A 25133-nucleotide genomic window follows, 5' to 3' on the forward strand; every position below is an offset into this window, starting at 1 on the left:
ATTATATTAGTTTTTTTTAATTGAATTGTTATATAACAGATGTTGCAAACTTAATCCAAGTAGGCGCAGCATTCTAGTGCCGACTTGAACGTCGAATGTTCCATCCCACAACTGCGGCAGACGTTTTCCTCGTCCCGCTCTTCTGGTTTGCGGAATACGACGACTTCCTCGACCGGTTCTTTCATGATTTGGAGCGAACCGTCCGTCCGGTCGAGCACGAGGCGCATCAAGTCGTTGCCATACACGAATGCGGTATTGGCGAGCGTCGTTGTCGACTCTCCAGAGATGATGCGGCGGACGACCCAACGTTCGATTAACTGTTCGCTTTCGATTTTTTTCGTTGTCATGATGATGCTCCTCCTTTTAAGTTCAATTCAAGTGTCGACTGTGTCAAAAACTGACGGCGGCGGCGATGCAAGATCGGTTCCGTGTACCCGCTTGGCGAATCCGTTCCTTGGAACACTAAGTCTTTTGCTGCTTGATACGCGATCGAGTCGGTCACGTCCGGCGTCATTGGCCGGTAGTTCGGGTCGGCCGCGTTCTGCTTGTCGACGACTTCAGCCATCCGGTACATCGTCGCTTCGACTTGCTCACGCGTACAGACACCATGATAGAGCCAGTTGGCCACGTGTTGGCTCGAGATGCGGAGCGTCGCCCGGTCCTCCATCAACCCGATATGGTGGATGTCCGGCACTTTCGAGCAGCCGACACCTTGCTCGACCCAGCGAACGACATAACCGAGCAGCCCTTGCAGGTTGTTCTCGAGTTCCTCCCTCACTTCATCGTCTGTATAGACGCGTGTCGCGAGCGGAATCTCGAGCAGGCGTTTTCGTTCGCTGTCGATATCGAACGACCGTTGCACCAACTCCCGTTGGACACGGAACGCATCCACTTGATGGTAATGGAGCGCGTGGAGCGTCGCGGCCGTCGGCGACGGGACCCAGGCGGTCGTCGCGCCGGACTCAGCATGGGCGACTTTCTCCCGCATCATGTCGCACATCTTATCAGGCATCGCCCACATCCCTTTGCCGATTTGGGCTTGTTGATAGAAGTCGGCCGCAAGTCCAGTCAAGACGTTCAAGCGTTCGTAGGCATCGAGCCAAGCCGACGTCTTCATTTCGCCTTTCTTGCGCATCGGCCCAAACGTGAGCGACGTATGGATCTCGTCACCGGTCCGGTCAAGAAAACCAGTATTGATGAAGACAATCCGCTCCTTCACGCGTTCGATGCAGTTTTTCAAGTTGAGCGACGTCCGTCTCTCCTCGTCCATCACACCGACTTTGAGCGTATGGCGCGGCAAGTCGAGCACGTCTTCGATCGCGTCGAACAAGTCGTTCGTGAACGTGACTTCCTTTGAACCGTGCATTTTCGGTTTGACGATGTAGATCGACCGTTCCCGCGAGTTCCGTTTTGAGTCGAGGTGACGGCTCGCGATCAGTGACGTGAAGATGCCGTCAAGGATTCCTTCCGGTACTTCCCTTCCTTGATTGTCGAGCATCAAATCTGTCGTCATCAAGTGACCGACGTTCCGAATGAACAGTAAGGAACATCCCGGCAGCACGACGTCTCGTCCGTTTCTGCCTGTGTAGCGGCGGTCTTCATTCAGCTGGCGCTTGAGAGGCTTGCCGCCTTTCGTGAACGTCGCTTCGAGCGTGCCGTCCATCAGCCCGAGCCAGTTTTTGTACAGGTGGACCTTGTCCCGAGCGTTGACGGCTGCGACCGAGTCCTCACAGTCGACGATGGCCGATAAGGCAGACTCGAGTTCGATATCGGTGAGCCCTGCCCCATCCGTGCGGCCGATCGGATGGTTCCGGTCAAATTTCAGTTCGGCGTGGAGGCCGTTATGGACGAGCACTAAGCTCGTCGGACTGTCCGGATTCCCGACGTAACCGACAAAACAGTCATTGCTGAACGGGACGTCTTGTCCGTTGATGATGGCGTATGGTTCATCGGCGCGAACCGCGTATCCTTCCGCGTCCCGGTGCGAACCCGTTAGAAGCGGGAACGTGTCGTCGAGGTATTGTTTGGCGTAAGCGATGACCGCTTTACCCCGGACCGGATTGTAGCCGGCCGACTTCGTTTTTCCGTCCGCTTCATCGATGACGTCCGTTCCATACAGCGCGTCATAAAGACTTCCCCAGCGTGCGTTCGCCGCGTTCAGTGCATAGCGTGCGTTGTCGAGCGGGACGACGAGCTGTGGTCCAGCTTGCTGTGTGATCTCCGTATCGACATCCGAGACGTCGATACTAAAATCAGGGACGACCGGTTCGATGTAGCCGATCGATTGGAGGAAGCGCTCGTAGCCGACAAGGTCAAAGTCTTGTTTCTGTTCGCTGTACCACTTCTGTAACAGTCGCTCAAACGACTCCCGTTCGTGAAGCAACGCTTCATTTCGAGGAATGAACTCGTCTAGTATGCGCTCGACTCCTTGCCAAAACTGATGCCCCGTCTCTGCTCCTGGCAATACATGAGCCGAGACGAAGTCGAGGAGCTCCCGATGTACGCGATAAGTACCTACTTGTGTATACTGTTCCAAGCCTTCACATCCTCCCGTATTTGTTGTTATATATCAGTTGACTTTAATATAGACTATTATATAACAGTTTGGCAACAGGTTTTTTAAAACTTTTTATTTGCCGGCAATCGAAAAACACGTTAGGATGAATTACATGACCCATCAATGATTGAGTCATCAATTAGTTAAGGAGGGTTATGGATGCGTGAATCTTGTTCGCCTAGCGACCAAATTCTCTACAACGTCATCACTGTACAAAAAGAACTCAGCCAGCTGTTCGATACCGAAATGGATGGACTGAGCCTGACCCGATACGATATTTTGAGCAACTTGAATCACGTCGGTCCACTTCGCCAACGCGAGCTGCAACAGCGCGTCGATGTCGATCACGCGGCCATCACCCGTCACTTGAAACAACTCGAGACGCAAGGGCTGATCGCTCGTGAACGATGTCTTCAAGACAATCGCGTCATCTACGTCGACTTGACCGAGCTCGGTCGCGACAAAATTGCACATTGGACCGAGCAAAAGAAGTGCTTATCGGACCGACTTTTTGTAAACATGAAGGTAGAGGAGCAACAACATTTGCTCGACCTGTTAAATACGTTACAACACAACATTCAACACGAAAGGAAGACCCTAATATGAACACGACAACACAGAAAGACTTTATGGAGATTGTAAAAGGACGCCGTTCGATTCGCGTCTATGACGAGAGCGTCAAAATCTCGAAAGACGAAATGACACAAATCCTCGAGGAAGCGACGACAGCACCGTCTTCGCTCAACCTTCAGCCATGGCGCTTCGTCGTCATCGACAGCGCCGCCGGAAAAGAGACACTCCTCCCGCTCGCGAGCTTCAATAAGCGTCAAGTCGAGACGTCATCGGCTGTAATCGCCATCTTCGCCGACTACCAAATGGCCGACTACACGGAAGAGATCTTCAATTCGGCTGTCGAGCGCGGCCTGATGCCTCCTGAAGTCCGCGACCGCCAAGTCGACATGATCAAAGGCATCTTCAAAGACGCACCGAACGAAATGATCAAAGACAGCATCTTGCTCGACTCAGGCCTCGTCGCGATGCAGCTCATGCTCGTCGCCCGTGCCCACGGCTACGACACGAACCCGATCGGCGGCTACGATAAGAAGAACATCGCCGAAGCGTTTGGTCTCGAGAAAGAACGCTACCTCCCGGTCATGCTACTCTCGATCGGCAAAGCCGCGGAAGAAGGCTACCCGTCGGTCCGTTTCCCAATCGACCGCATCACAGACTGGAAATAAGCAAAAGCTCAATCGCGTCGAGGCGATTGAGCTTTTTTTTCATCCGATGTATTTGACGACCTCGTTGAAGTCGCGGCGCGTCTTCGGCGCGAAATCACGGGCCCGGTAACCGAACGCGACCATGGCCGAGAGCGACCAGGCCCCGCGTTCCATGACACCTTCTGAAATCAACAGTTCGTCAATCTGTTGTTGGTTGAAGCCCTCGATCGGACATGAGTCGATCCCGATTTGGGCTGCTGCCGTCATCATGTTGCCGAGTGGGATGTACGTCTGGCGCTTGATCCACTCTTGGAACACTCGTTCATCGTCTAACAGACGATAATCTTGTTCTTGGAACTCCTGTACTCGTTTGACGCGGAGCGCATATTCGTCCTCGGTCCGTCCTTGGACGCCCGTGATGATATGGCGCAGATAGTCCGAATCATAGCGCATCTCTTGCGGAGTCCGGGCCAAGATCAAGACGAAATGGCTCGCCGTCAACGCTTGTCCTTGAGCGCCCCACGTGTTGTCTTTGATTTTTCGAAGTAAATCTTCGCGGCGGACGACGACGAACTGCCACGGCTCGAAGCCGAATGAGCTCGGTGACAACCGTCCCGTCTCCAGGATAAATTCAAAGTCGCTTTCATCAATCTTGCGGTCCGCGTCGAACTCTTTCGTCGCTTGACGCCAACGGTACGCTTCTAAAATATCTTTTTTCTTCACTCAAATCCACTCCCCATTACCAAGATGACTCCATCATATCAAATCGATAAATGAGAAACCGTTCATGAAGATTCTTCAGCGGCAATCGGACGTCTTGGACGTAACGGAACGGTGTCTCATCATTCAAAAAGTGTAAATAATCGTCGGACGGATAGTAGAGGATTATATCGGCCGGACGCGGCGAGAGCTCGACCGAGTCGAGGATGTTGGCAACGACTTGGCGGAACACTTGAACCGAGAACGGGTTGAAGAAATAAAATCGGTTCGCCTCAGGTGGGATCATAAACCGTTCGGCATACGCGCACTCGAACTGGACGCTCCCACGCGACCGATGCTTTTTCGTATAGTTGACCCAGTTTTGAAGCGCCTCCTCGTGATAGCTCCCATCCATCTCGACCCCGATGGCGCGGACACGGAACGTGTAGGCGAGATAAAACGGCAACCTCCCTTTTCCGGATCCAAAGTCGATGATCGTGTCCGTCGGCTCGAGCGGATAGGTGTCGCGCAACAAGTCGAGCGCAGCATATGGGGTCGGCTCATAGCGATGGTATTCGACCGAGGTCGGGAAGCCTTGCTGAGGCTTCGCCGTCTCGATTTGTAGCAGTCGCTCATATTGTTGTTCAGTCATGAAAGTGTCCCTTCTTGATTTTTTGGAAGAATGAATCATGCAACGCCTCGGCCAAGTCGATTTCGCGATCAAGGTACGGCTGACGCGACATCCAACCTTCCCCGGCATAAAGTGCCAGTGCGACGAAACCACTGCCGAAGGCGACTGCCGCAAGCGGACGGCCGTCAAGGAATGCATATAGGCAAATCAAAGCGATGATCGTGACGCTAACCCGCGACATCCAATGACTTCGCCGAATCTTTAACTGGTACTGAGTCCACATATGGAGCCAAGCGATTAGGAGAACGGATAAGAAGAATGACAAAATTGAAGCATGTGTCCATCCCCACTCGACGAGTACTGGCCTAAACAACGAAACGACCACACCATATTTAATGATCAGCTTGACGATATGATAATACAGCGAATAGCGCTTCAACGCCTTGATGAGCGTCCGCTCTTTGCGTTGCGTGACATCTGCTCGTTCGAACCAAACGAAGAACGTATCGTTGACGACAAGGAGCAGGAAGAGCACCGCCCAAACGAACGCTGAAACGTCGCCGACCCAATCAAGACCGCCTTGCCAGAACAAAATATACTGATAGCCGAGAAAGAATAAGAGCGCAAACATGATGTACAACCGGAGCCGCCGCGTTTTCAAAAGCTTGGCCGCATGGCCCGTGACGCGTTGCTTTAATAAATACCGTGCTGTCATCGCACGGCCACATGTTCAACCATTTCAAACAACGTCCCGCTTACCGATTGAAGCGAGTCGCGCAGCTGTCGTTTCGCCTCTTCCGTTTCAAAACCGGCGTTCCCGATATGAACATCCATGTGAACCTCCTCACGACCGATTTGCATCATTTGGCATGGTGCGCTAATGTGGATAAGCATGTGTTCTTGTCTATCTATCATACCATGCCCCAAACATAGCCTTGACAACAAAATCCCCGGTAAAGGAGTAAGTACTATGCAACATTATTTAGCCATCGATATCGGTGGTACGAGTATCAAATACGGTGTCGTCCAAACTGATGGGACACTTCTGTCGAACGACCACGTCCCGACCCCTAAGACGTGGAAATCATTTCTCGAACAGATCGATGCAATCGTGAACAACACGCAAGCCGCGGGACCGATTCAAGGAATCGCCTTTAGCGCTCCCGGCGCCGTCGATTCGTCGACCGGGTTGATTCACGGCGTTACCGCCCTCCCTTACATTCACGAACAGCCTTTCCTCGAGCCGTTTCAAGACCAGTACGACTTACCCGTCACCGTCCTAAACGATGCGAACGCGGCAGCGCTCGCCGAAGGATGGACCGGGGCCGCCGCTTCTTTGAAACGTTATGCGACAGTCGTCATCGGCACGGGTGTCGGTGGTGCTTTTATCGACTCGAACGAAGTCATGGTCGGTTCACACTTCCATGGCGGCGAGTATGGCTATTGGATTCTTGACCCGAATGCCCCCCACCCGGACGGCACGTGGAGTAAAGTCGGTGCGACGGCCGTTCTCGTGAAGCGGTGCAGTGATCGCCTCGGACTGCCCCTCACCGGCAAAGACGTGTTCGACCTTCAATCGGACTCACGTATTCATGAGGAACTCGAAAACTTCTATCGTTGGAATGCGATCGGACTCTACAATCTCCAGTTCGGGCTCGACCCGGAACGGATTTTGATCGGTGGCGGCATCAGCCGGCGGCCTGAAGTCCGTGACGGCATCAAGCGTCACCTCGATGCGCTCACGGATTCGTTCGGTACGTTCCGGATCGACGTCGAGACGTGCGCCCACTTCAATGAGGCCAACTTGATCGGCGCTGTCCGGTTCCACCTTTTAACGAACTAAAAACAGGGTTTCCATCGCCACTTGGTGAAGGAAACCCTGTTTTCTATTGTCTGATTCGGTCCTCATGCAAGTGGTGATACACCTCGTCCCGGATCGCTTGGAGCGTCCGATCATGAACAATCACGTGAGCGCGAATGATGCGGTTCGTCCGCTCATCAATCTTCCGCGTCTCTAGATAGCGATCTAAGATCGGTAAACTGAAATCATCGATTGGCAAATACGTAATCGGGATCACTTCCTGTCCCGATTTAACGGAGACTTGTATCCCGTTCACGTCAGGAAAGAAGTGCGACTCGTAATACGGCTCGATGATGAGCTCGTCTTTCATCGCGTCCCTTACTTCGGGAATTGTCGTCGGCAAGGCAATAAAGTACACCATCTGATCAAACGAGAACGAGACGTCTTGTAACGAAACGTGCAATACCGCCGCCTCACGCTTGGCGATGTGACGTAAGATGAATAGATAGCAGTACCGGCTCGACAGCAAGATGGTCCCGATAAAGGCGACCGCCATCATCATGACGCTAAACTCACTCATAGCGTCACCCCTTCCCAGCGACAGACTTGATTTTTCCCGCGTGACTTGGCCGCATAAAGAGCCTGGTCCGCACATTCAATCAACTGTTCGACCGTCTGATCACGAAGCGTATGCTTCGAGGCGACGCCAAAACTGAGCGTCAACTGCCCATCCGGTTGATGATTCCCGTGCGTGAATGTTGTACCGAGAACGGCTGAACGAATCGTTTCGGCCACGTGCGTCGCTCCGATCTCATCGAATCGCGGGAGCAAGACGACAAACTCCTCGCCGCCGAACCGATACGCCATCTGTTCGTCAGGTACACTTCGGCGAATGACGCTCGCGAGTCGCGTCAACAGTTCGTTCCCCGCCAAATGACCGTTCGTATCGTTATAATGTTTGAAGTGGTCGATGTCCATGACGATGAGCGACAGTTCGTCTTCATCACATTCGCGGAACAATACATCCAAATCTTGCTCGAACGAGCGATGGTTCTTCAAACGAGTCAGTCCGTCACGGAGTGCGAGCGTCTCAATCCGTTGATAAAGCGTCGTCTGATGCAACGCAAGCGATGCCTGTTCCGCGATGGGCCGAACCCCATCGATTTTTTGAGGGGTGATCGGCTTCTTGTTGACGACGTTATCGATGACGAGCAATCCGTACGGGATACCTTGATGATGTAACGGGAAAATTGTGCACTCGTCCATCTGTAACTCTGTATGTAATAGTCGTAGGACCGCATCATCGGTGATGCTCGCATAGACGTGTTGGGGTCGGCCCGAGTCGAGTGTCTGTTTAAATACATGATTGGCCTTAAATGGGAACGTCATTTTTCGAATTCGCTCGTTCAATGGCTCGTCTTGCGTCGAGTCCGTCTCTTTCTCGTCAATCAATCGTTGAAGGTCATAATGTTGCCGTGTGATTTCTTCCCAAATTTGATAGCCTTCTTCGGGATTCATCGGTCCCGTCCCCATGACGCCGTAAATGCTGTCTTTTTCCGGGTCGGCAAAAAAGATGATCGAGCGGTTGAAGCCGAGCCCATGACCTGCCGTCACCGACGTCAAAATCGTCTGTAGGAGACGGTCCGGGTCAAGCGTATCTTGCATCGTGAAGCTGACTTCACGAAACACGTTCAATTGACGAGAGCTTGTCGTCAACATCCGTAACCGATCTGAGCGTTCCCGTTTCAATTGTTTAATATAACCGAACAAGAGCGCGGCGCCGAGTCCGAAAAAGATATAACTGAGCAACAACGGAAACGATAAGTCTCCTGATTGGCTATAGACGAGCAACCAACCGACAAGAATGGCGGTCACCATGCCCGTCCATTGAAAACAGATGAGGCCGGTCGCGATGAGCAGCAGCACCGACCAATGTAAATCATAAAAGTTGAACAGAATCCCATGCCAAATCACGACAAGGCTACTCGCCCCAACGAGTAGCCAACGGTTCAAAGATGGGGTCGTCATCAAGCGCAGAACGTTGATGACGAGTGTGATCAGGACGATGCCAACAATCAATAAACCGTATACCATCGCTACCCCTCATTTCGTCAATAGTCATCTCTACACGTCTATTATAGAGCGATTATTTAAATGCGGGACGATATTTGCCCAATCACTGACCAAACTTTTAAGTTCCTTCAAAGATTTTCCAATATTTTCAGACCGGTATTTTACATAATTTCTCCATTTACTTTAGCACAGTAACGTGAAATGATAGAGGCAATTAACCGAATCAAGTGAGGTGGAAGCGTGACCCGCACCGAATATCTCGAGGCAACACAAATTTTACACCATCTATTTACCGCATCCTCATTCGTCGGGATCGACTTTGGTTCAGGCCCGAACCATCATTTACTCTACTTTAAACGAGACGGAGACGACTCTTGGTTATCCATCGAGGGACCATGGCATATCCATACGCCTGCTTTATCGTTCGATGAAGACGAACAACTCCAACATCTCGTTCAACTGCGGCGCGAACGCGTCCGCACCATCCACTTATCCGAAGACAACCCCCATCTTGAACTAACTTTTGAATCCGATGCTGTTTTATATATAAACGGTTACCATGACCAGTTCGAGAGTTGGCAGGCAGGAGATGCTCGGCCGATTGGCGGCGACAAATATCTACTCGTCGCCATGCCCCAAGGTGAGCTTGCACTCTTCGTCGAGGAGGAAGCCTAATGGATTTTTGGATAGAGACACTCTCGTCAATCGGCATGTACATGCTGATTGCTGCCGCTGTCAGCCTCGCCATTATCGTATTGCGTAAAATCACGAAATCATAGAAACAGACGGCCGCGGCCGTCTGTTTCTATTTCACCGTTTCATCTTCAAACAAGCTCGCACCATTTGTTTGAATAACGTCCTGATACCAGAAAAATGAGTCTTTACGTGACCGTTCGAGCGTGCCTGAACCGTCGTCGTGTTTGTCGACATAGATGAAACCATAGCGCTTGCTATATTCACCTGTCGAGGCACTTACGAGGTCGATGCAACCCCAACTCGTATAGCCCATGACTTCGACACCGTCCTCGATTGCTTCGACCATCGCTTTCAAATGGTCACGCAAGTAGTCGATACGGTAATTATCATGGATCGAACCGTCTGCTTCAACTTTGTCATAAGCGCCAAGACCGTTCTCAACGATAAAGAGCGGCAGTTCGTAACGCTCATATAACTTGTTCATAATGACGCGTAGTCCCATCGGATCAATCTCCCAACCCCAATCACTCGCTTTAAGATAAGGATTCTTCACCCCGCTCATGATGTTACCTGCAGCCTCGTCCTCCGTCTTTTCTGCTTTCTCTGTCCGAGACATATAGTAACTGAGCGAGAAGAAGTCGACCGTATTGGCTTTCATCGTCTCGAGATCTCCGTCTTCGATCACGAGCTCGATGCCGTTGTCACGGAAGAACCGTTTCGCAAACGCTGGATACTCCCCGCGCGCATGCACGTCGCCACAGAAGAAGTTCATCATCCGTTCTGCGTCGTGGGCGTACCAAATATCTTCTGGGTTCGAGCTGTACGGATAGACCGGTGCCGCGATGAGCATACAGCCGATTTGCATCGACGGATCGATTTCACGGGCCGCTTTCGTCGCCAAGGCACTCGCGACGAGCTGATGATGGAGCCCTTGATATGTCAACTGCAGCTGGTCATCACCTTCACGGATCGCCATACCGAGGCTGAGCATCGGCATGAACTGCGCGCCGTTGATTTCATTGAACGTGAGCCAATACTTAACCTTCCCTTGATAACGCTCGAACAAGACACGGCTGTAACGCTCGAAAAAATCGACGAGACGACGATTACGCCAGCCTCCGTATTCTGTCGCCAAATGGAGCGGCAACTCATAGTGCGAGATCGTGACGAGCGGCTCGATTCCTTGCGAAACGAGCTCATCGATGACGCGGTCATAAAATTTGAGTCCGTCTTCGTTCGGTTCGAGCTCGTCGCCGTTCGGGAAGATACGTGACCAAGCAATCGACATCCGGAACGTTTTGAATCCCATCTCTTTGAAGAGTGCGATGTCTTCTTTATACCGGCTGTAGAAATCGATCCCGTCGTGGTTCGGATACGTGTATTCGTCATGAAGTTCAAAATCGAAACTCGGATCATGGATGATTTTCATCCGATTTTTTCCGCCCGGCATGACATCGGCAATCGATAGTCCTTTGCCACCTTCCTGATAACCGCCTTCAAATTGGTTCGCCGCAGTGGCGCCCCCCCATAAAAAGTCTTTCGCTACTTGTTTCATGTTCCGTTTCCTCCCTTAGACTAAGACGCGCAAGACGTCGTGGTTTGGTTCGACGACCCCGACATGTGTCGGCAGGACGTCCAAGTAATTTCCGGTGTTCGTGACGATGATCGGTGTAATCGTGTCGTAGCCTGCTTTTGCAATCGCTTCGAGGTCAAATTTGACTAACACATCCCCTTCTTTGACACGCTGACCGCTTGTCACGAACGCCTCGAAAAACTGTCCGTTCAATTGCACCGTGTCGAGTCCGACGTGGATGAGCACTTCGACGCCGCGATCTGATCGCAGGCCGATTGCATGCTTAGACTGATAGATCGTGACGACGTCTCCGTCGAATGGCGCATAAACGACGCCCTCGCTCGGTTTGATTGCTACTCCTTTACCCATCGCACCGCTCGAGAACACTTCGTCACGGACGATATCGATCGACACGACTTCCCCTTTCACAGGTGCCGATACGGGGAAACCGACGTGTTCAGACACGCTAGGCGCAACTTCCTTAATAGATTGCTCGACCGTATCTGTCTCTTTATGCAACGTATACGTGAGTCCGAAGGCGACAAGCGTCGCGACCGCTAGACCGATCAAGGCACCGTAGAACGTCATATCGAGACCTGCCTCAGGAATCATGACCGGGACACTGAATACACCGAGTCCGCCCATAGCGTAAGCCGCCGTCCCAAGCATGCCTCCAACGACACCTCCGGCCGCCCCACCGATCATTCCAAAGACGAACGGTTTTTTACGCGGAAGCGTCAATCCGTAAATCGCTGGCTCGGTGATCCCGAACACACCGGCAATCGTCGATGATGTGCCGAGCCCTTTCGTTTTCGGATCACGTGCTTTGAGCGTTATCGCAAGCGTCGCCCCGACTTGTCCGAACGTCGCCATTAACACACCAACGACGATCGTATCCATGCCGACGACTGCTAAGTTGTTGATAATGATTGGAACGAGACCCCAGTGGAGACCAAACATGACGAGCACTTGCCAAAATGCGCCGATAAAGGCGATGGCGACAATCGGGCTCAACTCATACAAGAACGAGTAGCCATTCGCCAGACCTTGGCTCGCATACGTCGCGACCGGTCCGATGGCAAGGAACGTGAGCGGGACGACGATCATAAGTGCCATCATCGGTGTCGTAAAGTTCCGGACCGCTTCGTGTGTACGTGCGTTAAAGAATTTTTCGACTTTCGACGACACATATGACGCCAGGATGATCGGGATGACCGATGACGCGTAACTCATCAACACGACCGGTAAATTGAGGAACGTGAGCGTTTCGCCTGCTCCTTGCATCGCGACGATAGCCGGATAGACGAGCGCTCCCCCGATAATCATCCCAATGTATGGATTGCCGCCAAACTTCTTCGCGGCCGAATGTCCGAGAATGACCGGCAAGAAGTAAAACAGCGCATCTGCTGCGGCGTTCAAGACGATATACGTCCCCATGTCTTGTGTTAGCAGACCGAGTGCGACGAGAATCGCAAGTAACCCTTTCAGTAAACCGCTTCCGGCCATCGGGCCGAGAATTGGTGTGAAGATACCGGCAATCACATCAATCAAACGGTTAAAGACACCCGTCTTCTCGTCGTGATCGTTCGACGTCGTTTGGAACCCCCCCGCCGCGACCACATCTTCATAAACGTATGGAACGTTGTTACCGATGACGACTTGGAACTGGCCGCCACTTTGTACGACCGTGATGACACCGTCGTGATTTTTCAACACTTCCGGATTTGCCTTTTGTTCATCCTTCAACTTGAACCGCAAACGTGTCGCACAATGGAAGACGCTCTTCACGTTGTCTTTCCCGCCGACATGGCGAATGATGTCTTCAGCGAGTGCCTTATATTGGCTCATCTCTCTCACTCCTTCAGTTTTTGTTAAAAAGAAAAACCTAAATGAACGTACACGAGAAGTGTCGTCATTTAGGTTTGGCCTGCATCCGCAGTAACCATCCTTAGGATCGTCGTTCTTTCATTAAGTTTTCGATATGAATCATCATGTAGAGGCGTTCATCAGTCGAGACGTCGTAGTTATACTTGGTGGCAATCAAGCCTTTGATTTTCTCGACGCATTCGTAGGCGTCCGGATAACGCAGTTTCACCATTTCGAACAGCGTCTCGTCGCCCCCTTGTTTAATCTTCTCGCCTGAAGCGAGCCGTTGCACAAAGTACTTCAAATGGGTCAAAAATCGGGAGTAGGCATACGATTCTTCATCCAAATCAATTTGGAAATGGTATGTGATGATTGTGAGGATTGCTTGCGTCGCTCGTGTCATCTCGGTAACGAGGTGAAGGTTCTCACCCTTAGCTCCCGACATCGTTGCATTGACGAGGTGAAGGGCGACTGCGACCGCCTCATCCTCATCGAGCTTGACGTTGTGCCGCTCATTGATGAGGGCGACCGCTTCCTTTCCAATCGCAAATTCTTGTGTGTAAAATCGTTTCACTTCCCAAACGAGAGGGTTGCGGATGATGATTCCATCGCGATATCGGCTGAGTGCAAAATGGATGTGGTCGGCTAATGTCACGTAAAGCGAATCGTGAACGTGTTTATCGAGTCGCGTCTCCGCGAGCTTGACGATTTCTTTGACCGTATCCATCTCCACCGCCGGCATTTCATTCAAAAAATGAACGAACCGTTCGTGGCTTTCTTCACTCTCGAGCGTGAAGATTTTTTCAATCCGTGCTTGATCAATCGCATCACCCGGACGTTTTTGAAACGCAATCCCGCGTCCCATGACGACTTGCTCTTGACCGTTTGCTTGAATGGCCACGACGTTGTTGTTGAACACTTTTGAAATCTGCATGGAACCTATCACCTCCACTCATGTTCGATTGAAAAGAAAAAAACCTAAATTCACACCGGTCCAAAAGATTGGATGAGCGGCATCAATTTAGGTTTTGCCTGCATGACCAGTAACAATCCCAAAGTGGATTTTCTTCTTCTCGCTATTAGCATACTCTCTTGAAATCTTGACGTCAACAGAAAAATAAAACGCTTACACTATGACCGTTTTTCACTCAAACAAGATGCGTTGCATCCGCTCCGGTGCCGCTAAAAAGTCGCGCATGACCCGGACGTGTTCGAGTTCATCGAACGTCGTCGGCGCTAGCCCCGCCTCGACTTCCAAAATCGCCGCGTCCGGATACGACATGAGAATCGGTGAATGGCTCGCGATGATAAATTGGCTTCCTGATTGAACGAGCTCATGCATCCGGGCGAGCATCGTCAATTGACGCATCGGCGACAACGCGGCCTCCGGCTCGTCTAAAATATAGAGGCCCGCGCCCCGGAAACGATGGAGCATGAGCGACAAGAACGCTTCCCCGTGTGACTGCTCATGGAGCGAACGACCACCATACGATTCATAAAACCGTTCAGGGTCAGGACTCGATCGCGCTATTTTGTCTACATAACTTGATAGCTGATACGCCGTCTCGGCCCGGAGGAAAAAACCGTCCTTCGGGCGATACGCACTACGAATCGGGCGCAACGCCTCGAACAGCGGGCTATGTGTCGACTCGGTCTCAAAGCGGAACGCCGTCGCCCCGCCTTCCGGATTGAATCCAGCGGCAATCGCCATCCCTTCGATCAACGTCGACTTGCCGCTGCCGTTTTCCCCGACTAAAAACGTGACCGGCTTCGTCAACGTCAATTCGTCAAACGCTTCAAAAATCGGGAGCGAAAACGGATACCCTGGCGTTTCGATCCGATCTCGTTCTAAGCGGACACCTCGTAAAAATAAGTTCAATCCCATTCGATCCAAAAAATCGCCCCCTCGTTTGATTCGACCCCGTAATTGAGTTGCTGCGCTTCGAGCAACAACTTGTTGATGGCGAGTCCAAGACCGTGTCCGTTCGACCGGTCACCTTTGACGTACATATCCCATACGCTCGCACGCATCCTATCATCGAGCCCCGGACCTTGATCCTCGATCTCGAGTCGGTTTCCGACAATTCTGATTGTGATGACGCCACCATCGGGACTTACCTGGTAGGCGTTATGAAGAAAGTTGGACAACACCCGTTCCATCGCCGTTTGGTCGGCTTGTAGCGTGACTGCTTCGAGTTCGAGTTGGACGGTGACTTGTTTATGCCGGAACCAGTCTTCCATTCGTGCCACCGTCTCACGAACGAGTCCGTCCAATCGGATCGGCTCGATTTGGAGCGGCAGACTTCGTGACGATAACTTCGAGTACTCGAGCATCTGCGTGACGAGACGATCGATCCGGTCAACTTCTTCGGTCATGCTCCGTCCCGTCGACGAGACGTCTTCTGGCTTAACCACGCCAAGCTCGAGCATCTCTGCCTCGTTGCGAACGATGGCGAGCGGTGTCCGGACATCGTGTGTGACCCCAGAGATGAACGTCTTTTGCAGCGTCTCTTTTTCTTGAAGCGCACGATTCATCTGATCGACCGCTCCCGTCAAATCACCGATTTCATCGTCTGTGACCGGCGGCAAGCTGATCGTGTGTGTGCCTGCCATGATCGCCGTTGCCGCTTGTTTCAATTGGACGAGCGGTGACGTCAAGCGCCGCCCCATCCAATACGTCACGCCTATCGCCGCGACGAGGGAGAGCAGGAAGCCACTCCCGAGAATCATATAGATTTGACGGAACTGGGGATTCGCTAGCGGTGCATTCGTATACGTCACGATTTGAACGTCTCCTTCTTCTCGTAAAAACGTCAAGAGACGCGTCCCGTTTATGCTGACTTGATCGCGTTCCGCCAATGCGTCCGGGTTCAGCGTCGGTGTCATCTGTCTCCGCATCCGTCCGCCTCGGTCAAGATCGATCGGTTCGCCGTCTTGAAACACGAGGACGTTGAGCTGTCCCGGTATGCCTCGCCCTTCAGCTAACGCGTCATAGACGATGTCCGCTTCACGCTCGAGCTGGGCGTAACTTTCCGTCTCGGCAAAGCGGCCGATCAAGAGCGACGTGAGTCCGAACGTGAGCACGGCCATGACCACGAGCGGGAGAATGGCGGTCCACAACAACTTTTTCATCAACCGGTTCATCACACGTCCTCCAATCGATAACCGACCCGATGCACCGTCTTCAACTGCCGTTTGATCGTCTTGGACTTGTCGCGGAGCTGTTTAACGTGCGTGTCGACCGTCCTCGTGTCACCGACGAACGTATAGTCCCACACGTCGTCGAGCAATCGGTTCCGGTCAAGCGCTTCCCCGATATGCTTCATGAAATAGAGCAGCAGTTCGTACTCCTTATTGGCCAATCGAATCGGTTTCCCGTCTTCCGTCACCGTCCGTGATTTTTCATCAACTTTCAGATCACCGAACACGATGCCATCCGTCTGCTTGACGAGACGCTTCAATCGAATCTCGAGCTCCTTCAAGACGATCGGTTTGACCAAATAGTCGTCAGCACCGAGCTCAAGACCGAACACCCGGTCATCGGCTTCCCCACGTGCCGTCGTCAACACGATCGCCGGCCGCGGCTGAAGTGTCTGTAATCTCGGAATGAGCGTCCATCCTTCCCCGTCCGGCAGGCGAACGTCGAGCAGTACCGCATCGAACGGCTGATCAAGCAGTCGTTTCGCCTCGGCGAGTGTCCCCGCCACGCTGACAGTAAAGCCCGAGTACGTCAAAAAACGGGCCATCCCGTCCGCTAGCTTCTCTTCATCTTCCACTACGAGCACGTTCATCTGTATCGCCTCCACTCCCATTATATCGCATCAAGAAAGCATCCCATCGTTTCCCAAATACAATTTGCAAAAACCTTGCAACTCCCTCACAACTTGCCGGCGGGCAAGATCTACACTTGAGGTAGTAAAAGGAGGAGATACACATGAAATCATCAAAATTAGCACTCGCTTTGGCCGGCCTGCTTGCCGTTTCGGGCACAGGCGCCTACGCAGCCACGAACGAGACGACGACAACTGAAACGACAGAATCGACGGAAGCTTCGACGCAATGCGAACGTGGTGAACGCGGCATGTTCGGAGACCGGGCAGCCGGACAAGCGGCGTTGCTTGAGGCGCTCGGTTTGACCGAAGCCGAGGTCGAAGCGGCACGCGAAGAAGGACAGTCGCTTCCTGAGCTCGCAGAAGAGAAAGGCATCACGGTCGACGCATTCATTGACGCGATCATCGCCTCACACGAAGTGAAACTTGATGCAGCGGTCGAGAACGGTAATTTGACGCAAGCGGAAGCCGACGCGATTTTAGCTGAACATGAGGAGCGATTCGCCGACGTGACAAGCTATGACGACCTAGACATGCAAGGACCGGGAGGCAGAGGTCGACACGGTCACGGGTCGCATCACGGTGGCCAATTCGGTGGTCCAAACCAAGACGACAATACACCTTCAACAGATGACAATGTAGAAAATCAGAGTACAAATTCACTGTAAGCAAAAAGGCAACCAAATCTTGGTTGCCTTTTCATATGGCCAATAAAAGTAACGCGTATCCGATGAGCCCGACGGAAAAGGCACGAAAACTGCTGTCACGCTCTTCGGGCAACTCTTCTTTCATGACGTTCAAGATGATGCCACCGGCCAAAAAGGCGACAATCATCGACAGCGTGACTTCATGAAGCGCTGAAAACGCCCCGACACTCCAGCCGACGAGCACCGCGAGTGAAAGCAACAACCTTCCCCGCTCGTCATATAACTGTTGATGGTGGTGTCTCAACCCTTGATCGACCGTGATGAAATGAATCCCTAACGCGAGAAAGTAGAGCGTCATCGCCCATATCGTGTCGAACTCACTCTCTGCGAGCACATACCCGATGCTAAAATTGTAAAAGATGAACAGCGCCATATGAATCCAAAACACGCTTCCTTCATCTCGTTTTTTCATTTGGGATGCCAATCGCTCCAATCCGTAAAAAACGGCCAAACCGAACATACTAACGATGAGGATATGGTTCTCGATCGAGGCGAACAGACCGCTCCCGAGATGTCCTTCGAGCTCGCGTTGGTATTCATTCAGTTCAGGCAAGAGATGCAAGAACACGTAAGCGACAGCGACGCCACCGGCGAGCGACAAGAAGCGGCTCCGTGGCGTCTCGCGCACGTGAATCAGTTGACCTGAAAAGTAGTGGATCAAGGCAAATCCGATGGCAAACCACAAACTTAACCAAAACATCTAGTCCACCTCCGACACATTACCCGACAGCCGGACGTTTCGTCATGACTCTCGGTCCTTGGTCCTTACCCGAGCGCTTAAGGTCATACACTTTTTAGTCTCCACGTTCGGCGCGTTGCCGTGCCCGAATCTCTTTTTCAACACGACGCAACGCTTTCTTCGAGCCACGCTCAAAATCATGCGCCTCTTTGCGCTCTCGATAGTCTACGAACAACGTCTCTAAGTCATAACCCGCCGGATAGAGATCAACCGCCTGCGCTTCAAGCCGGACGCGTCGCAACGGATGGTCGCTGAACTTCCCTTCCGTGTAAACCATGACATGTCGTGCGGACTCGTCCGTCGCATAGACGAGCCCGACTTGATTCGTCTCGAGTAATCGGACGCGATCTCCTTTTTCAAATTGCTGGATCAGTTCCGGTTTCGCATTCACCACTTCTTGTGTCAGCTTCGAAGTGTCGACGAGTGTCTGGTCATATACTTTTTCTTTCATATAACGTGACGCCTGTTTCAAAATCGCTTCGGGCAGCTTCATTTTCCGGGCAATGAACAACGCGTTGCTGTCACCGGACTGACCGATCAACAACCGATACTTCGGCTCGAGCGTGTCCGGGTCGAACTGCATCGCCGCGTTCATGAAGTCCGGATGCGCCTCGGAATACGCTTTGATTTCCCCGTAATGGGTCGAGGCGACGACGAGACAGCCGCGCTTGTACGCCTCTTCTAAAATCGCGATGGCGAGCGCCGCGCCTTCGTTCGGTTCGGTCCCACTCCCAATTTCGTCAAATAAGAGCAGCGATCGCTTGCCGGCCCGCTGCATGATCGTCGCCACGTTGTTCATGTGGGCCGAGAACGTGCTGAGGGCAGAACCCATGTCTTGATTGTCACCGATATCGACGAACACGTCGTCAAACGCCGAGATGTCCGTATCGGGATGAGCCGGGATGTGCAAACCGCTCATGGTCATTAAAGTAAGCAAGCCGATCGTCTTCAAGACGACCGTTTTCCCGCCGGCGTTCGGTCCGGTGATGATGAGTCCGCGGTACGTCTCGCCGAGCGAGAAGTCGAGCGGGACCGCCCCATCAAGCAACGGGTGCCGGACTTGTCGCAAACGAATTTTCCCGGTCCCGTTCACGCGTGGCGAAATTCCTTCGATCGTCTGGCTATACTTCCCTTTGGCGAATACCATGTCGTACTGGGCGATGACGTCGAGCGTCGTCTCAATCGCCGGTAACGCTTCGGCTACGATACCGGTCAGCGTCGCGAGCACTTGATAGATTTCAACCGCTTCCTCGGTCCGTTTGACGGCGAGTTCCGCGTTCAGCTTGCTGATCGCTTCCGGCTCGATGAACACGGTCGTCCCCCGGTTCGACGTATCGATGATCGTCCCGGCGACTTTATGTTTGTACGACGCCTTAATTGGGATCGTGAATCGGTCCTGCTTCTTCGTCACAAACGCGTCTTGAATCGCTTCACGGTTGGCCGCGCTCTTCAAAAATTTAGTCAACCGCTCCTCGATCCGTCCTTCGAGAATATCGATTTGCTTCCGGATCCGTTTCAGTTCTTTTGACGCCTCATCAACGACGCGTCCGGCCCGAATCGACCGAACGATTTCTTCTTCGATCGAGCGCCTTTCACTCATCTCGTCCGCGTACAGAGATAACAACGGTGCAAAGAACGTCTGCTCGGCCATGAATCGTTTCAGTTTGCGGGCTCCGCGGAAAAATTCAGCGACGGCTTCAAGTTCACCCGCCTCGAGTTGGATGCCACGACTGATTTTCCCGATGAGCGGTTCCATGTCGGACACCCCGATGAACGGGACGTGCGACGAGGCGTCTAGAATGGATCGTGCCTCCGACGTCTCTTGCAGTCGTTTCTTCACCGTTTGTAAATGGCTCGTCGGTTGTTGATTTCTGAGCAACTTGCGACCGAACCCGCTGATGCAGTAGCGTTCGACTCGTTGGATGAGTTCAGTATATTGTAGTTTTTCTAACGTTTGTTCGTTCATGGTGATCTCTCCTTGAAATAGGGTGGAGATACCGCGCAAACAAAAAGCGTCGGTCGATGACGACCAACGCAAAAAGACAGACCGGTGTCTGGCAGTTTATGATGGGCGGTATCCGTAACAGAACATGAAGGCATGACAAAAACACGCGTCATCCTACGTTTTTCAGTTCGTTAGGCAGATACGACCTCACTCATCAACATGCAACACCTTTCACTTAAGATTCGTCTTCACTATACAACAAATTTCAGAATAAGTACATTTTTAGATAGCGCTTACAAATTAGGTCTTGTCTTCTTTTAGATAGCGTGCTATGTTGAGACAGAAGAAACGAATATTGATCACATGTGACTGATTCGATCAGGCATGGGGTAAGACGAAAGGCTCACGCCACCCGTCTATACTCCATGCCTGTTTTGTTTTTTCACAATCATTTTCGCAAGGAAAGGATGAAGTGAACATGTTATTGAATAAGTGGATGAAGAGACATACACTGACACTTTATGCACCCATGGAAGGAGACATCATTCCACTTGAGCAAGTGGCCGACCCCGTCTTCAGCGAGAAGATGATGGGCGACGGAATCGCCATTAAGCCGACAAACGGGACAGTCGTCGCACCGGCTAATGGAACGATCGTCCAAGTCGCACCGACGAAGCACGCCATCGGCATCCGGACGGAAGACGGAGCTGAGATTTTGATTCACGTCGGACTCGACACGGTCGAACTTTCAGGAGACCCGTTCACAGTCCACGTCACTGTCGGTGACCATGTTGACGTCGGACATCCTTTGTTGACAGCGGACTTGAAGCGGATTCATCAAGCCGGGAAGGACACGGTCACTCCGATGATCGTCACGAACGGAAGCGACTTACCTCACCCCTACTCGTTCCACGCGGGCGGGCCCTCGCTTTCCGGAAAGACTGTCGTCGCTCAAGCGGAACAATGACTCCTCGATAGGAGGACACATGTTAAAAATCAAAAAAATCTTAAACAACAACGCGGTCATCGTCTCAGACGAAGGTGAAGAAAAGATTGCCATCGGACCAGGCGTCGCCTTTAAAAAAGGGCGCAACGACATCGTCAATCCGCATAAAATCGAAAAACTATTCGTCATGTCGGAAAACGATAAGTTTCAACAGCTCTTAAGCCGCATCCCGGTCGACCACTTCACCATTTCCGAAGAAATTATCACGCATGCGGAGAAGCGGCTCGAGACGACGTTCAATGAGCACATCCACGTCGTCCTGACCGATCATATCTCGTTTGCCATCGAGCGTGAAGAAGAAGGGATCTCGCTTCGGAACAAGCTGTTGAACGAGATCAAAATCTTGTATCGCAACGAATATGAGATCGGGCTCTGGGCGCTGCAACTGATCGAGGACAAAATCGGGTTGAAGATGCCGAAAGACGAAGCGGCCTTCATCGCGCTCCATATCCATACACTCAAAGTGAAAGGAGGTGATTTGCGCAAGACGGTCAAACAGACGACGATCGTAAGAGACATGATTCAATCGATTTCACGACGACTCGACCTATCTATCGAAGAAGATGACTTATCCTATCAACGCTTATTAACCCATTTACGATTTGTCATGGATCGGGTCAACCATTACGATCATCACACGATCGACGAGGACATGCTTCAGATGATTCAAACAAAATTCTCGTCCGCTTACGCGTGTGCGTCTGACGTCGCAACTGAAATGGAAAACTTATACGGCATCGTCTTGCCCGAGTCAGAGCTTGGTTACATCACGCTCCACATTCAACGCCTGCAAGATCAACACCATCAAAAAGGAGGACATTTACAATGATGAACTTTTTACAACGTCTCGGACGTTCGCTCATGTTGCCGGTTGCGGTACTTCCTGCAGCGGCCATCCTCATGGGCATCGGTTACTGGATCGACCCGGTAGGCTGGGGTTCTGAAAACATCGCCGCCGCCTTCCTCATCAAAGCCGGTGCAGCCATCATCGATAACATTCCAATTCTCTTCGCTGTCGGGGTCGCCCTCGGTATGGCGAAAAACCGTGACGGCTCAGCCGCTCTCAGTGGTCTCGTCGCTTTCCTCACGGTCACGACACTTTTATCAGCAGCAACAGTCGCATTATTCCAAGGTGTAGACGTCGAAGCCGTCAACCCGGCGTTCGGTAAAATCGCTAACGCGTTCGTTGGGATCTTGTCAGGTCTCGTCGCCGCATCCATGTATAACCGCTTTAGTCACGTGCAGTTACCTGACGCCCTTGCCTTCTTTAGCGGCAAGCGTCTCGTCCCAATCATGACGGCATTCTCGATGATTCTCGTCTCGGTCGCACTTTACTTCGTCTGGCCGGTCGTCTACACAGGACTCGTCGGATTCGGTGAAACAATCTCTAAAATGGGCGCAATCGGGGCTGGACTTTATGGATTCTTCAACCGTCTGTTGATCCCGACAGGTCTTCACCACGCCTTGAACTCTGTCTTCTGGTTTGACGTTGCCGGCATCAATGACATCGGTAACTTCTGGTCAGGTGAGGGTGTGAAAGGGATCACGGGTCGTTATCAAGCTGGATTCTTCCCAATCATGATGTTCGGTCTCCCGGCAGCAGCACTCGCAATGTATCATACGGCGAAAACAAAACGTAAAAAACAAGCAGCCTCACTCCTTCTCGCTGCAGCATTCGCTTCATTCTTCACAGGTGTCACGGAACCGCTCGAGTTCTCGTTCATGTTCCTCGCACCAGTTCTTTACCTTGTCCATGCTGTGTTGACAGGCGTGTCACTCTTTATCGCTGCCACATTCCAATGGACGGCCGGGTTCGGCTTCAGTGCCGGTCTCGTCGACTTCGTCCTCAGCTCACGGCTACCGCTTGCGAACCAGCCGTATATGTTGCTCGTCCAAGGCCTCGTCTTCGGTGCCATCTACTACACGATCTTCCGCTTCATGATTGTCAAACTCAACTTGGCAACGCCAGGTCGCGAGTCGGACGAAGAGGTTGATGCAGTTGCTACAGAAACAGCGCCTGAAGGTGAAACGAAAACGGCACCAGTTGCAGCAGGTGGTCAGTACTCTGCGATGGCAGCCATGATTTATGACGGTCTCGGTGGTGACCAAAACGTCACCGGTATCGAATCGTGTGTCACACGTCTCCGTGTCGACGTCAAAGACATGGATACGGTCGATCAAACGCAAATTAAGAAAGCGGGCATCCCAGGAATTAAAGTCGTCAGCCCGAACCATATTCAAGTCATCGTCGGGACGAACGTTCAATTCGTCCTCGAGGAAATTGAAAAACTCCGGAGCAACCGCGCCGGATGACGAACGAAAGCCACCTCCATAGCGAGGTGGCTTTTTACTGTCTTTGCTCATACGTTTTGTAGAACTTAATAAAAAAATAAAGAAAAACCCATGGCAATACGTATGTCGTTGTCCACACGAATAGCTCAACGAGTAGTCGCCACGGGTTATATCCGAAAAATCCGAGTATAGACAGCCCAATGAACAGCGCCAGTCCTATCCCTATGTACTTGGTCAACGTCTTAATCTTAACTCACTCCTCTTCCAATTTCCCTTCATAATGTCATATGAAAAATCGGACATGTTCATGACCGAACCATAGCCAAGCCTGACTTTTGATCATGTGAGTGTATCCGCTTAGCTCTTCTTTTTGACTGACATCAACATCAGTGAAACCGTGATGGCATAAATCAATAAAAATATGACGATGCCTAGCTCGAGTGCCGACTCAAACATGGGGTCCCCTCCAATCCATCCTCTTTTTACTATCATTCCCATTCAACATCGATACAAACTGGCTTTACGAAAAGAGATGATTGTAATCCCGGGTTTCTTTACATACAAAAAAGCCCTCTTCCTAAAAAGAGGACCTGTGTTATGTGCTACATGCTTCGCAGTCTGGCAATCCGTTCTTCCGGATTCGGGTGTGTCGAGAACAGCCCGCTCAGCTTTTTCTTCATAGGATCCGAAAAATAAAGTGATGCCGACGCCCGTGACGCCTCTTTCACTGGCGTTTTGACGTTAGCAATTTTCTCGAGCGCCGAAGCGAGTGCGTCCGGGTTCCGCGTCAGTTCGGCTCCGCTCGCATCAGCCAAAAACTCACGATTTCGCGAGATAGCCAGGTTGACGAGCGTTGCGATGATCGGGGCTAAAATCAACAGGACGAGCCCGACGATCATAAAGATCGGATTTTGGTTGTTGTCCCGCCGTCCACCGATACTTCGGAAAAACAGCATCCGGGAGCCGATGTCACTCATGATGGCGATGACGGAGACGAGCGCGAGCGTCACCGTCGCCAGGCGGACGTCATAGTTTTTAATATGCGCGACCTCGTGGGCGATGACACCTTCGAGTTCTTCGCGGGTCAACTGATCCATTAAACCAGTCGTCACGGCGACTGCCGCCTTCTCGGGTTTGAGCCCGGTCGCGAACGCGTTCGGTGACGGGTCATTGATGATGAAAATCCGTGGCATCGGGACACGGGCGACCATCGCCATGTTCTCGACCGTGTGCCATAAGAAACGATGTTGTTCGACCGATGTGATCTCTTGGGCGTGATTCATCTTCATGACGATATTCGTGCTCGACATGATGACGATCCCGATGTAAAACAACGAGAACACCGGAGTGAAGATGAGCCCCGGGAGTGGATCGCCATAGTTCAAATACGAGATGACAACCCCGACGGCTAAGACGAGGAGGACGAATCCAGCCACGATGAACACGGTTTTAATCTTATTCTTGCGGATTTGTTCATACAGAATCATCGTCGCCACTCCAA

The 25133-nt window shown here is 51.9% G+C and carries 25 protein-coding genes; 8 read left to right on the forward strand and 17 right to left on the reverse strand.

Translation table 11 applies throughout. From position 1 onward, the window contains the following. Nucleotides 1-50: 50 nt before the first annotated feature. Nucleotides 51-347, reverse strand: coding sequence for a hypothetical protein (locus tag EVJ24_RS10280; protein ID WP_131441236.1), 297 nt, complete (start codon nt 345-347; stop codon nt 51-53). Beyond that, on the reverse strand, nt 344-2536 hold the full coding sequence (locus tag EVJ24_RS10285; protein ID WP_131441237.1) for a malate synthase G: 2193 nt from the start codon (nt 2534-2536) through the stop codon (nt 344-346). Before EVJ24_RS10285 ends, EVJ24_RS10280 begins: the two co-directional genes overlap by 4 nt. Before the next feature lie 180 nt (nt 2537-2716). Here EVJ24_RS10285 and EVJ24_RS10290 point away from each other — a divergent pair, with 180 nt between their 5' ends. Together EVJ24_RS10290 and EVJ24_RS10295 are read left to right on the forward strand one after the other, a co-directional pair. Then, a complete protein-coding gene (locus tag EVJ24_RS10290; protein ID WP_070328087.1) occupies nt 2717-3163 on the forward strand; it encodes a MarR family winged helix-turn-helix transcriptional regulator in 447 nt (148 codons plus the stop codon). After that, entirely contained in the window at nt 3160-3795 is a 636-nt protein-coding gene (locus EVJ24_RS10295; RefSeq protein WP_131441238.1) for a nitroreductase family protein, read from the forward strand. Before EVJ24_RS10290 ends, EVJ24_RS10295 begins: the two co-directional genes overlap by 4 nt. 39 nt (nt 3796-3834) lie before the next feature. Here EVJ24_RS10295 and EVJ24_RS10300 read toward each other — a convergent pair whose 3' ends face one another. Genes EVJ24_RS10300 through EVJ24_RS15535 form a run of 4 tightly spaced genes read right to left on the reverse strand, consistent with a single transcriptional unit; the run spans nt 3835 to nt 5938 of the window. Further along, nucleotides 3835-4497 carry an NAD(P)H-dependent oxidoreductase gene (locus EVJ24_RS10300; RefSeq protein ID WP_131441239.1) on the reverse strand — a complete coding sequence of 221 codons (663 nt, stop codon included), beginning with the start codon at nt 4495-4497 and terminating at the stop codon, nt 3835-3837. 16 nt (nt 4498-4513) lie between these two features. After that, nucleotides 4514-5125: a class I SAM-dependent methyltransferase gene (locus EVJ24_RS10305; protein WP_131441240.1), complete on the reverse strand. Its 612-nt coding sequence runs from the start codon at nt 5123-5125 to the stop codon at nt 4514-4516. Further along, nucleotides 5118-5819 carry an ABC transporter permease gene (locus EVJ24_RS10310; RefSeq protein WP_131441241.1) on the reverse strand — a complete coding sequence of 234 codons (702 nt, stop codon included), beginning with the start codon at nt 5817-5819 and terminating at the stop codon, nt 5118-5120. The genes EVJ24_RS10305 and EVJ24_RS10310 overlap by 8 nt, the downstream gene beginning before the upstream one ends. Next, nucleotides 5816-5938 carry a hypothetical protein gene (locus EVJ24_RS15535; protein ID WP_269089712.1) on the reverse strand — a complete coding sequence of 41 codons (123 nt, stop codon included), beginning with the start codon at nt 5936-5938 and terminating at the stop codon, nt 5816-5818. The genes EVJ24_RS10310 and EVJ24_RS15535 overlap by 4 nt, the downstream gene beginning before the upstream one ends. Before the next feature lie 136 nt (nt 5939-6074). Here EVJ24_RS15535 and EVJ24_RS10315 point away from each other — a divergent pair, with 136 nt between their 5' ends. Beyond that, the gene (locus EVJ24_RS10315) at nt 6075-6947 is read left to right on the forward strand and encodes an ROK family protein (protein ID WP_161568749.1); all 873 of its coding nucleotides are present in this window, start codon (nt 6075-6077) and stop codon (nt 6945-6947) included. A 43-nt stretch (nt 6948-6990) separates the two neighbouring features. On the opposite strand, the gene EVJ24_RS10320 is transcribed toward EVJ24_RS10315, so the two are convergent. Next, a complete protein-coding gene (locus tag EVJ24_RS10320) occupies nt 6991-7485 on the reverse strand; it encodes a hypothetical protein (RefSeq protein WP_071398790.1) in 495 nt (164 codons plus the stop codon). Continuing rightward, nucleotides 7482-8999, reverse strand: a complete 1518-nt coding sequence (locus EVJ24_RS10325; protein WP_131441243.1) for a GGDEF domain-containing protein — start codon at nt 8997-8999, stop codon at nt 7482-7484. The genes EVJ24_RS10320 and EVJ24_RS10325 overlap by 4 nt, the downstream gene beginning before the upstream one ends. 219 nt (nt 9000-9218) lie before the next feature. Here EVJ24_RS10325 and EVJ24_RS10330 point away from each other — a divergent pair, with 219 nt between their 5' ends. Beyond that, entirely contained in the window at nt 9219-9653 is a 435-nt protein-coding gene (locus EVJ24_RS10330) for a DUF6188 family protein (protein ID WP_071398788.1), read from the forward strand. Between the two features lie 130 nt (nt 9654-9783). Here the strand turns inward: EVJ24_RS10330 and EVJ24_RS10335 are convergent, their stop codons facing one another. From EVJ24_RS10335 to EVJ24_RS10360, 6 genes are all read right to left on the reverse strand, one after another. Further along, a complete protein-coding gene (locus EVJ24_RS10335; RefSeq protein ID WP_131441244.1) occupies nt 9784-11229 on the reverse strand; it encodes a glycoside hydrolase family 1 protein in 1446 nt (481 codons plus the stop codon). Between the two features lie 15 nt (nt 11230-11244). Next, nucleotides 11245-13095: a beta-glucoside-specific PTS transporter subunit IIABC gene (locus tag EVJ24_RS10340; protein WP_131441245.1), complete on the reverse strand. Its 1851-nt coding sequence runs from the start codon at nt 13093-13095 to the stop codon at nt 11245-11247. A 100-nt stretch (nt 13096-13195) separates the two neighbouring features. Continuing rightward, nucleotides 13196-14047: a BglG family transcription antiterminator LicT gene (gene licT / locus EVJ24_RS10345; protein WP_131441246.1), complete on the reverse strand. Its 852-nt coding sequence runs from the start codon at nt 14045-14047 to the stop codon at nt 13196-13198. Between the two features lie 210 nt (nt 14048-14257). Beyond that, nucleotides 14258-14998 carry an AAA family ATPase gene (locus tag EVJ24_RS10350; RefSeq protein WP_131441362.1) on the reverse strand — a complete coding sequence of 247 codons (741 nt, stop codon included), beginning with the start codon at nt 14996-14998 and terminating at the stop codon, nt 14258-14260. Continuing rightward, nucleotides 14989-16257 (reverse strand): HAMP domain-containing sensor histidine kinase, encoded by a 1269-nt coding sequence (locus EVJ24_RS10355; protein WP_131441247.1) that lies wholly within the window; start codon nt 16255-16257, stop codon nt 14989-14991. The genes EVJ24_RS10350 and EVJ24_RS10355 overlap by 10 nt, the downstream gene beginning before the upstream one ends. Continuing rightward, a complete protein-coding gene (locus EVJ24_RS10360) occupies nt 16257-16904 on the reverse strand; it encodes a response regulator transcription factor (protein ID WP_131441248.1) in 648 nt (215 codons plus the stop codon). Before EVJ24_RS10360 ends, EVJ24_RS10355 begins: the two co-directional genes overlap by 1 nt. Before the next feature lie 143 nt (nt 16905-17047). Here EVJ24_RS10360 and EVJ24_RS10365 point away from each other — a divergent pair, with 143 nt between their 5' ends. Then, nucleotides 17048-17611, forward strand: a complete 564-nt coding sequence (locus EVJ24_RS10365; RefSeq protein ID WP_131441249.1) for a hypothetical protein — start codon at nt 17048-17050, stop codon at nt 17609-17611. Between the two features lie 31 nt (nt 17612-17642). Here EVJ24_RS10365 and EVJ24_RS10370 read toward each other — a convergent pair whose 3' ends face one another. Both EVJ24_RS10370 and EVJ24_RS10375 read right to left on the reverse strand, forming a co-directional pair. Then, complete coding sequence (locus EVJ24_RS10370; protein WP_131441250.1) at nt 17643-18350, reverse strand: hypothetical protein; 708 nt, start codon at nt 18348-18350, stop codon at nt 17643-17645. Between the two features lie 94 nt (nt 18351-18444). Further along, nucleotides 18445-20355, reverse strand: a complete 1911-nt coding sequence (locus EVJ24_RS10375; protein WP_131441251.1) for an endonuclease MutS2 — start codon at nt 20353-20355, stop codon at nt 18445-18447. Nucleotides 20356-20830: 475 nt separating this feature from the next. Here EVJ24_RS10375 and EVJ24_RS10380 point away from each other — a divergent pair, with 475 nt between their 5' ends. Genes EVJ24_RS10380 through nagE form a run of 3 tightly spaced genes read left to right on the forward strand, consistent with a single transcriptional unit; the run spans nt 20831 to nt 23653 of the window. Further along, a complete protein-coding gene (locus EVJ24_RS10380) occupies nt 20831-21301 on the forward strand; it encodes a PTS sugar transporter subunit IIA (RefSeq protein ID WP_236633526.1) in 471 nt (156 codons plus the stop codon). A 19-nt stretch (nt 21302-21320) separates the two neighbouring features. Then, on the forward strand, nt 21321-22169 hold the full coding sequence (locus EVJ24_RS10385) for a PRD domain-containing protein (RefSeq protein ID WP_131441252.1): 849 nt from the start codon (nt 21321-21323) through the stop codon (nt 22167-22169). Further along, entirely contained in the window at nt 22166-23653 is a 1488-nt protein-coding gene (gene nagE / locus EVJ24_RS10390; protein WP_131441253.1) for an N-acetylglucosamine-specific PTS transporter subunit IIBC, read from the forward strand. The genes EVJ24_RS10385 and nagE overlap by 4 nt, the downstream gene beginning before the upstream one ends. Before the next feature lie 581 nt (nt 23654-24234). Here the strand turns inward: nagE and htpX are convergent. Beyond that, complete coding sequence (htpX, locus tag EVJ24_RS10395) at nt 24235-25116, reverse strand: zinc metalloprotease HtpX (RefSeq protein WP_236636370.1); 882 nt, start codon at nt 25114-25116, stop codon at nt 24235-24237. Nucleotides 25117-25133 lie beyond the last annotated feature (17 nt).

It is taken from the genome of Exiguobacterium sp. SH1S21 (assembly GCF_004337175.1).
GTDB classification, from domain to species: domain Bacteria; phylum Bacillota; class Bacilli; order Exiguobacteriales; family Exiguobacteriaceae; genus Exiguobacterium; species Exiguobacterium aurantiacum_A.

Coding starts and splice junctions, on each gene's coding strand:
- EVJ24_RS10280 (WP_131441236.1), bottom strand. CDS start 347: ATGACAACGAAAAAAATCGAAAGCGAACAGTTAATCGAACGTTGGGTC.
- EVJ24_RS10290 (WP_070328087.1), top strand. CDS start 2,717: ATGCGTGAATCTTGTTCGCCTAGCGACCAAATTCTCTACAACGTCATC.
- EVJ24_RS10295 (WP_131441238.1), top strand. CDS start 3,160: ATGAACACGACAACACAGAAAGACTTTATGGAGATTGTAAAAGGACGC.
- EVJ24_RS10305 (WP_131441240.1), bottom strand. CDS start 5,125: ATGACTGAACAACAATATGAGCGACTGCTACAAATCGAGACGGCGAAG.
- EVJ24_RS10310 (WP_131441241.1), bottom strand. CDS start 5,819: ATGACAGCACGGTATTTATTAAAGCAACGCGTCACGGGCCATGCGGCC.
- EVJ24_RS15535 (WP_269089712.1), bottom strand. CDS start 5,938: ATGGATGTTCATATCGGGAACGCCGGTTTTGAAACGGAAGAGGCGAAA.
- EVJ24_RS10315 (WP_161568749.1), top strand. CDS start 6,075: ATGCAACATTATTTAGCCATCGATATCGGTGGTACGAGTATCAAATAC.
- EVJ24_RS10320 (WP_071398790.1), bottom strand. CDS start 7,485: ATGAGTGAGTTTAGCGTCATGATGATGGCGGTCGCCTTTATCGGGACC.
- EVJ24_RS10325 (WP_131441243.1), bottom strand. CDS start 8,999: ATGGTATACGGTTTATTGATTGTTGGCATCGTCCTGATCACACTCGTC.
- EVJ24_RS10335 (WP_131441244.1), bottom strand. CDS start 11,229: ATGAAACAAGTAGCGAAAGACTTTTTATGGGGGGGCGCCACTGCGGCG.
- EVJ24_RS10340 (WP_131441245.1), bottom strand. CDS start 13,095: ATGAGCCAATATAAGGCACTCGCTGAAGACATCATTCGCCATGTCGGC.
- licT (WP_131441246.1), bottom strand. CDS start 14,047: ATGCAGATTTCAAAAGTGTTCAACAACAACGTCGTGGCCATTCAAGCA.
- EVJ24_RS10350 (WP_131441362.1), bottom strand. CDS start 14,998: ATGGGATTGAACTTATTTTTACGAGGTGTCCGCTTAGAACGAGATCGG.
- EVJ24_RS10355 (WP_131441247.1), bottom strand. CDS start 16,257: ATGAACCGGTTGATGAAAAAGTTGTTGTGGACCGCCATTCTCCCGCTC.
- EVJ24_RS10360 (WP_131441248.1), bottom strand. CDS start 16,904: ATGAACGTGCTCGTAGTGGAAGATGAAGAGAAGCTAGCGGACGGGATG.
- EVJ24_RS10365 (WP_131441249.1), top strand. CDS start 17,048: ATGAAATCATCAAAATTAGCACTCGCTTTGGCCGGCCTGCTTGCCGTT.
- EVJ24_RS10370 (WP_131441250.1), bottom strand. CDS start 18,350: ATGTTTTGGTTAAGTTTGTGGTTTGCCATCGGATTTGCCTTGATCCAC.
- EVJ24_RS10375 (WP_131441251.1), bottom strand. CDS start 20,355: ATGAACGAACAAACGTTAGAAAAACTACAATATACTGAACTCATCCAA.
- EVJ24_RS10380 (WP_236633526.1), top strand. CDS start 20,831: ATGAAGAGACATACACTGACACTTTATGCACCCATGGAAGGAGACATC.
- EVJ24_RS10385 (WP_131441252.1), top strand. CDS start 21,321: ATGTTAAAAATCAAAAAAATCTTAAACAACAACGCGGTCATCGTCTCA.
- nagE (WP_131441253.1), top strand. CDS start 22,166: ATGATGAACTTTTTACAACGTCTCGGACGTTCGCTCATGTTGCCGGTT.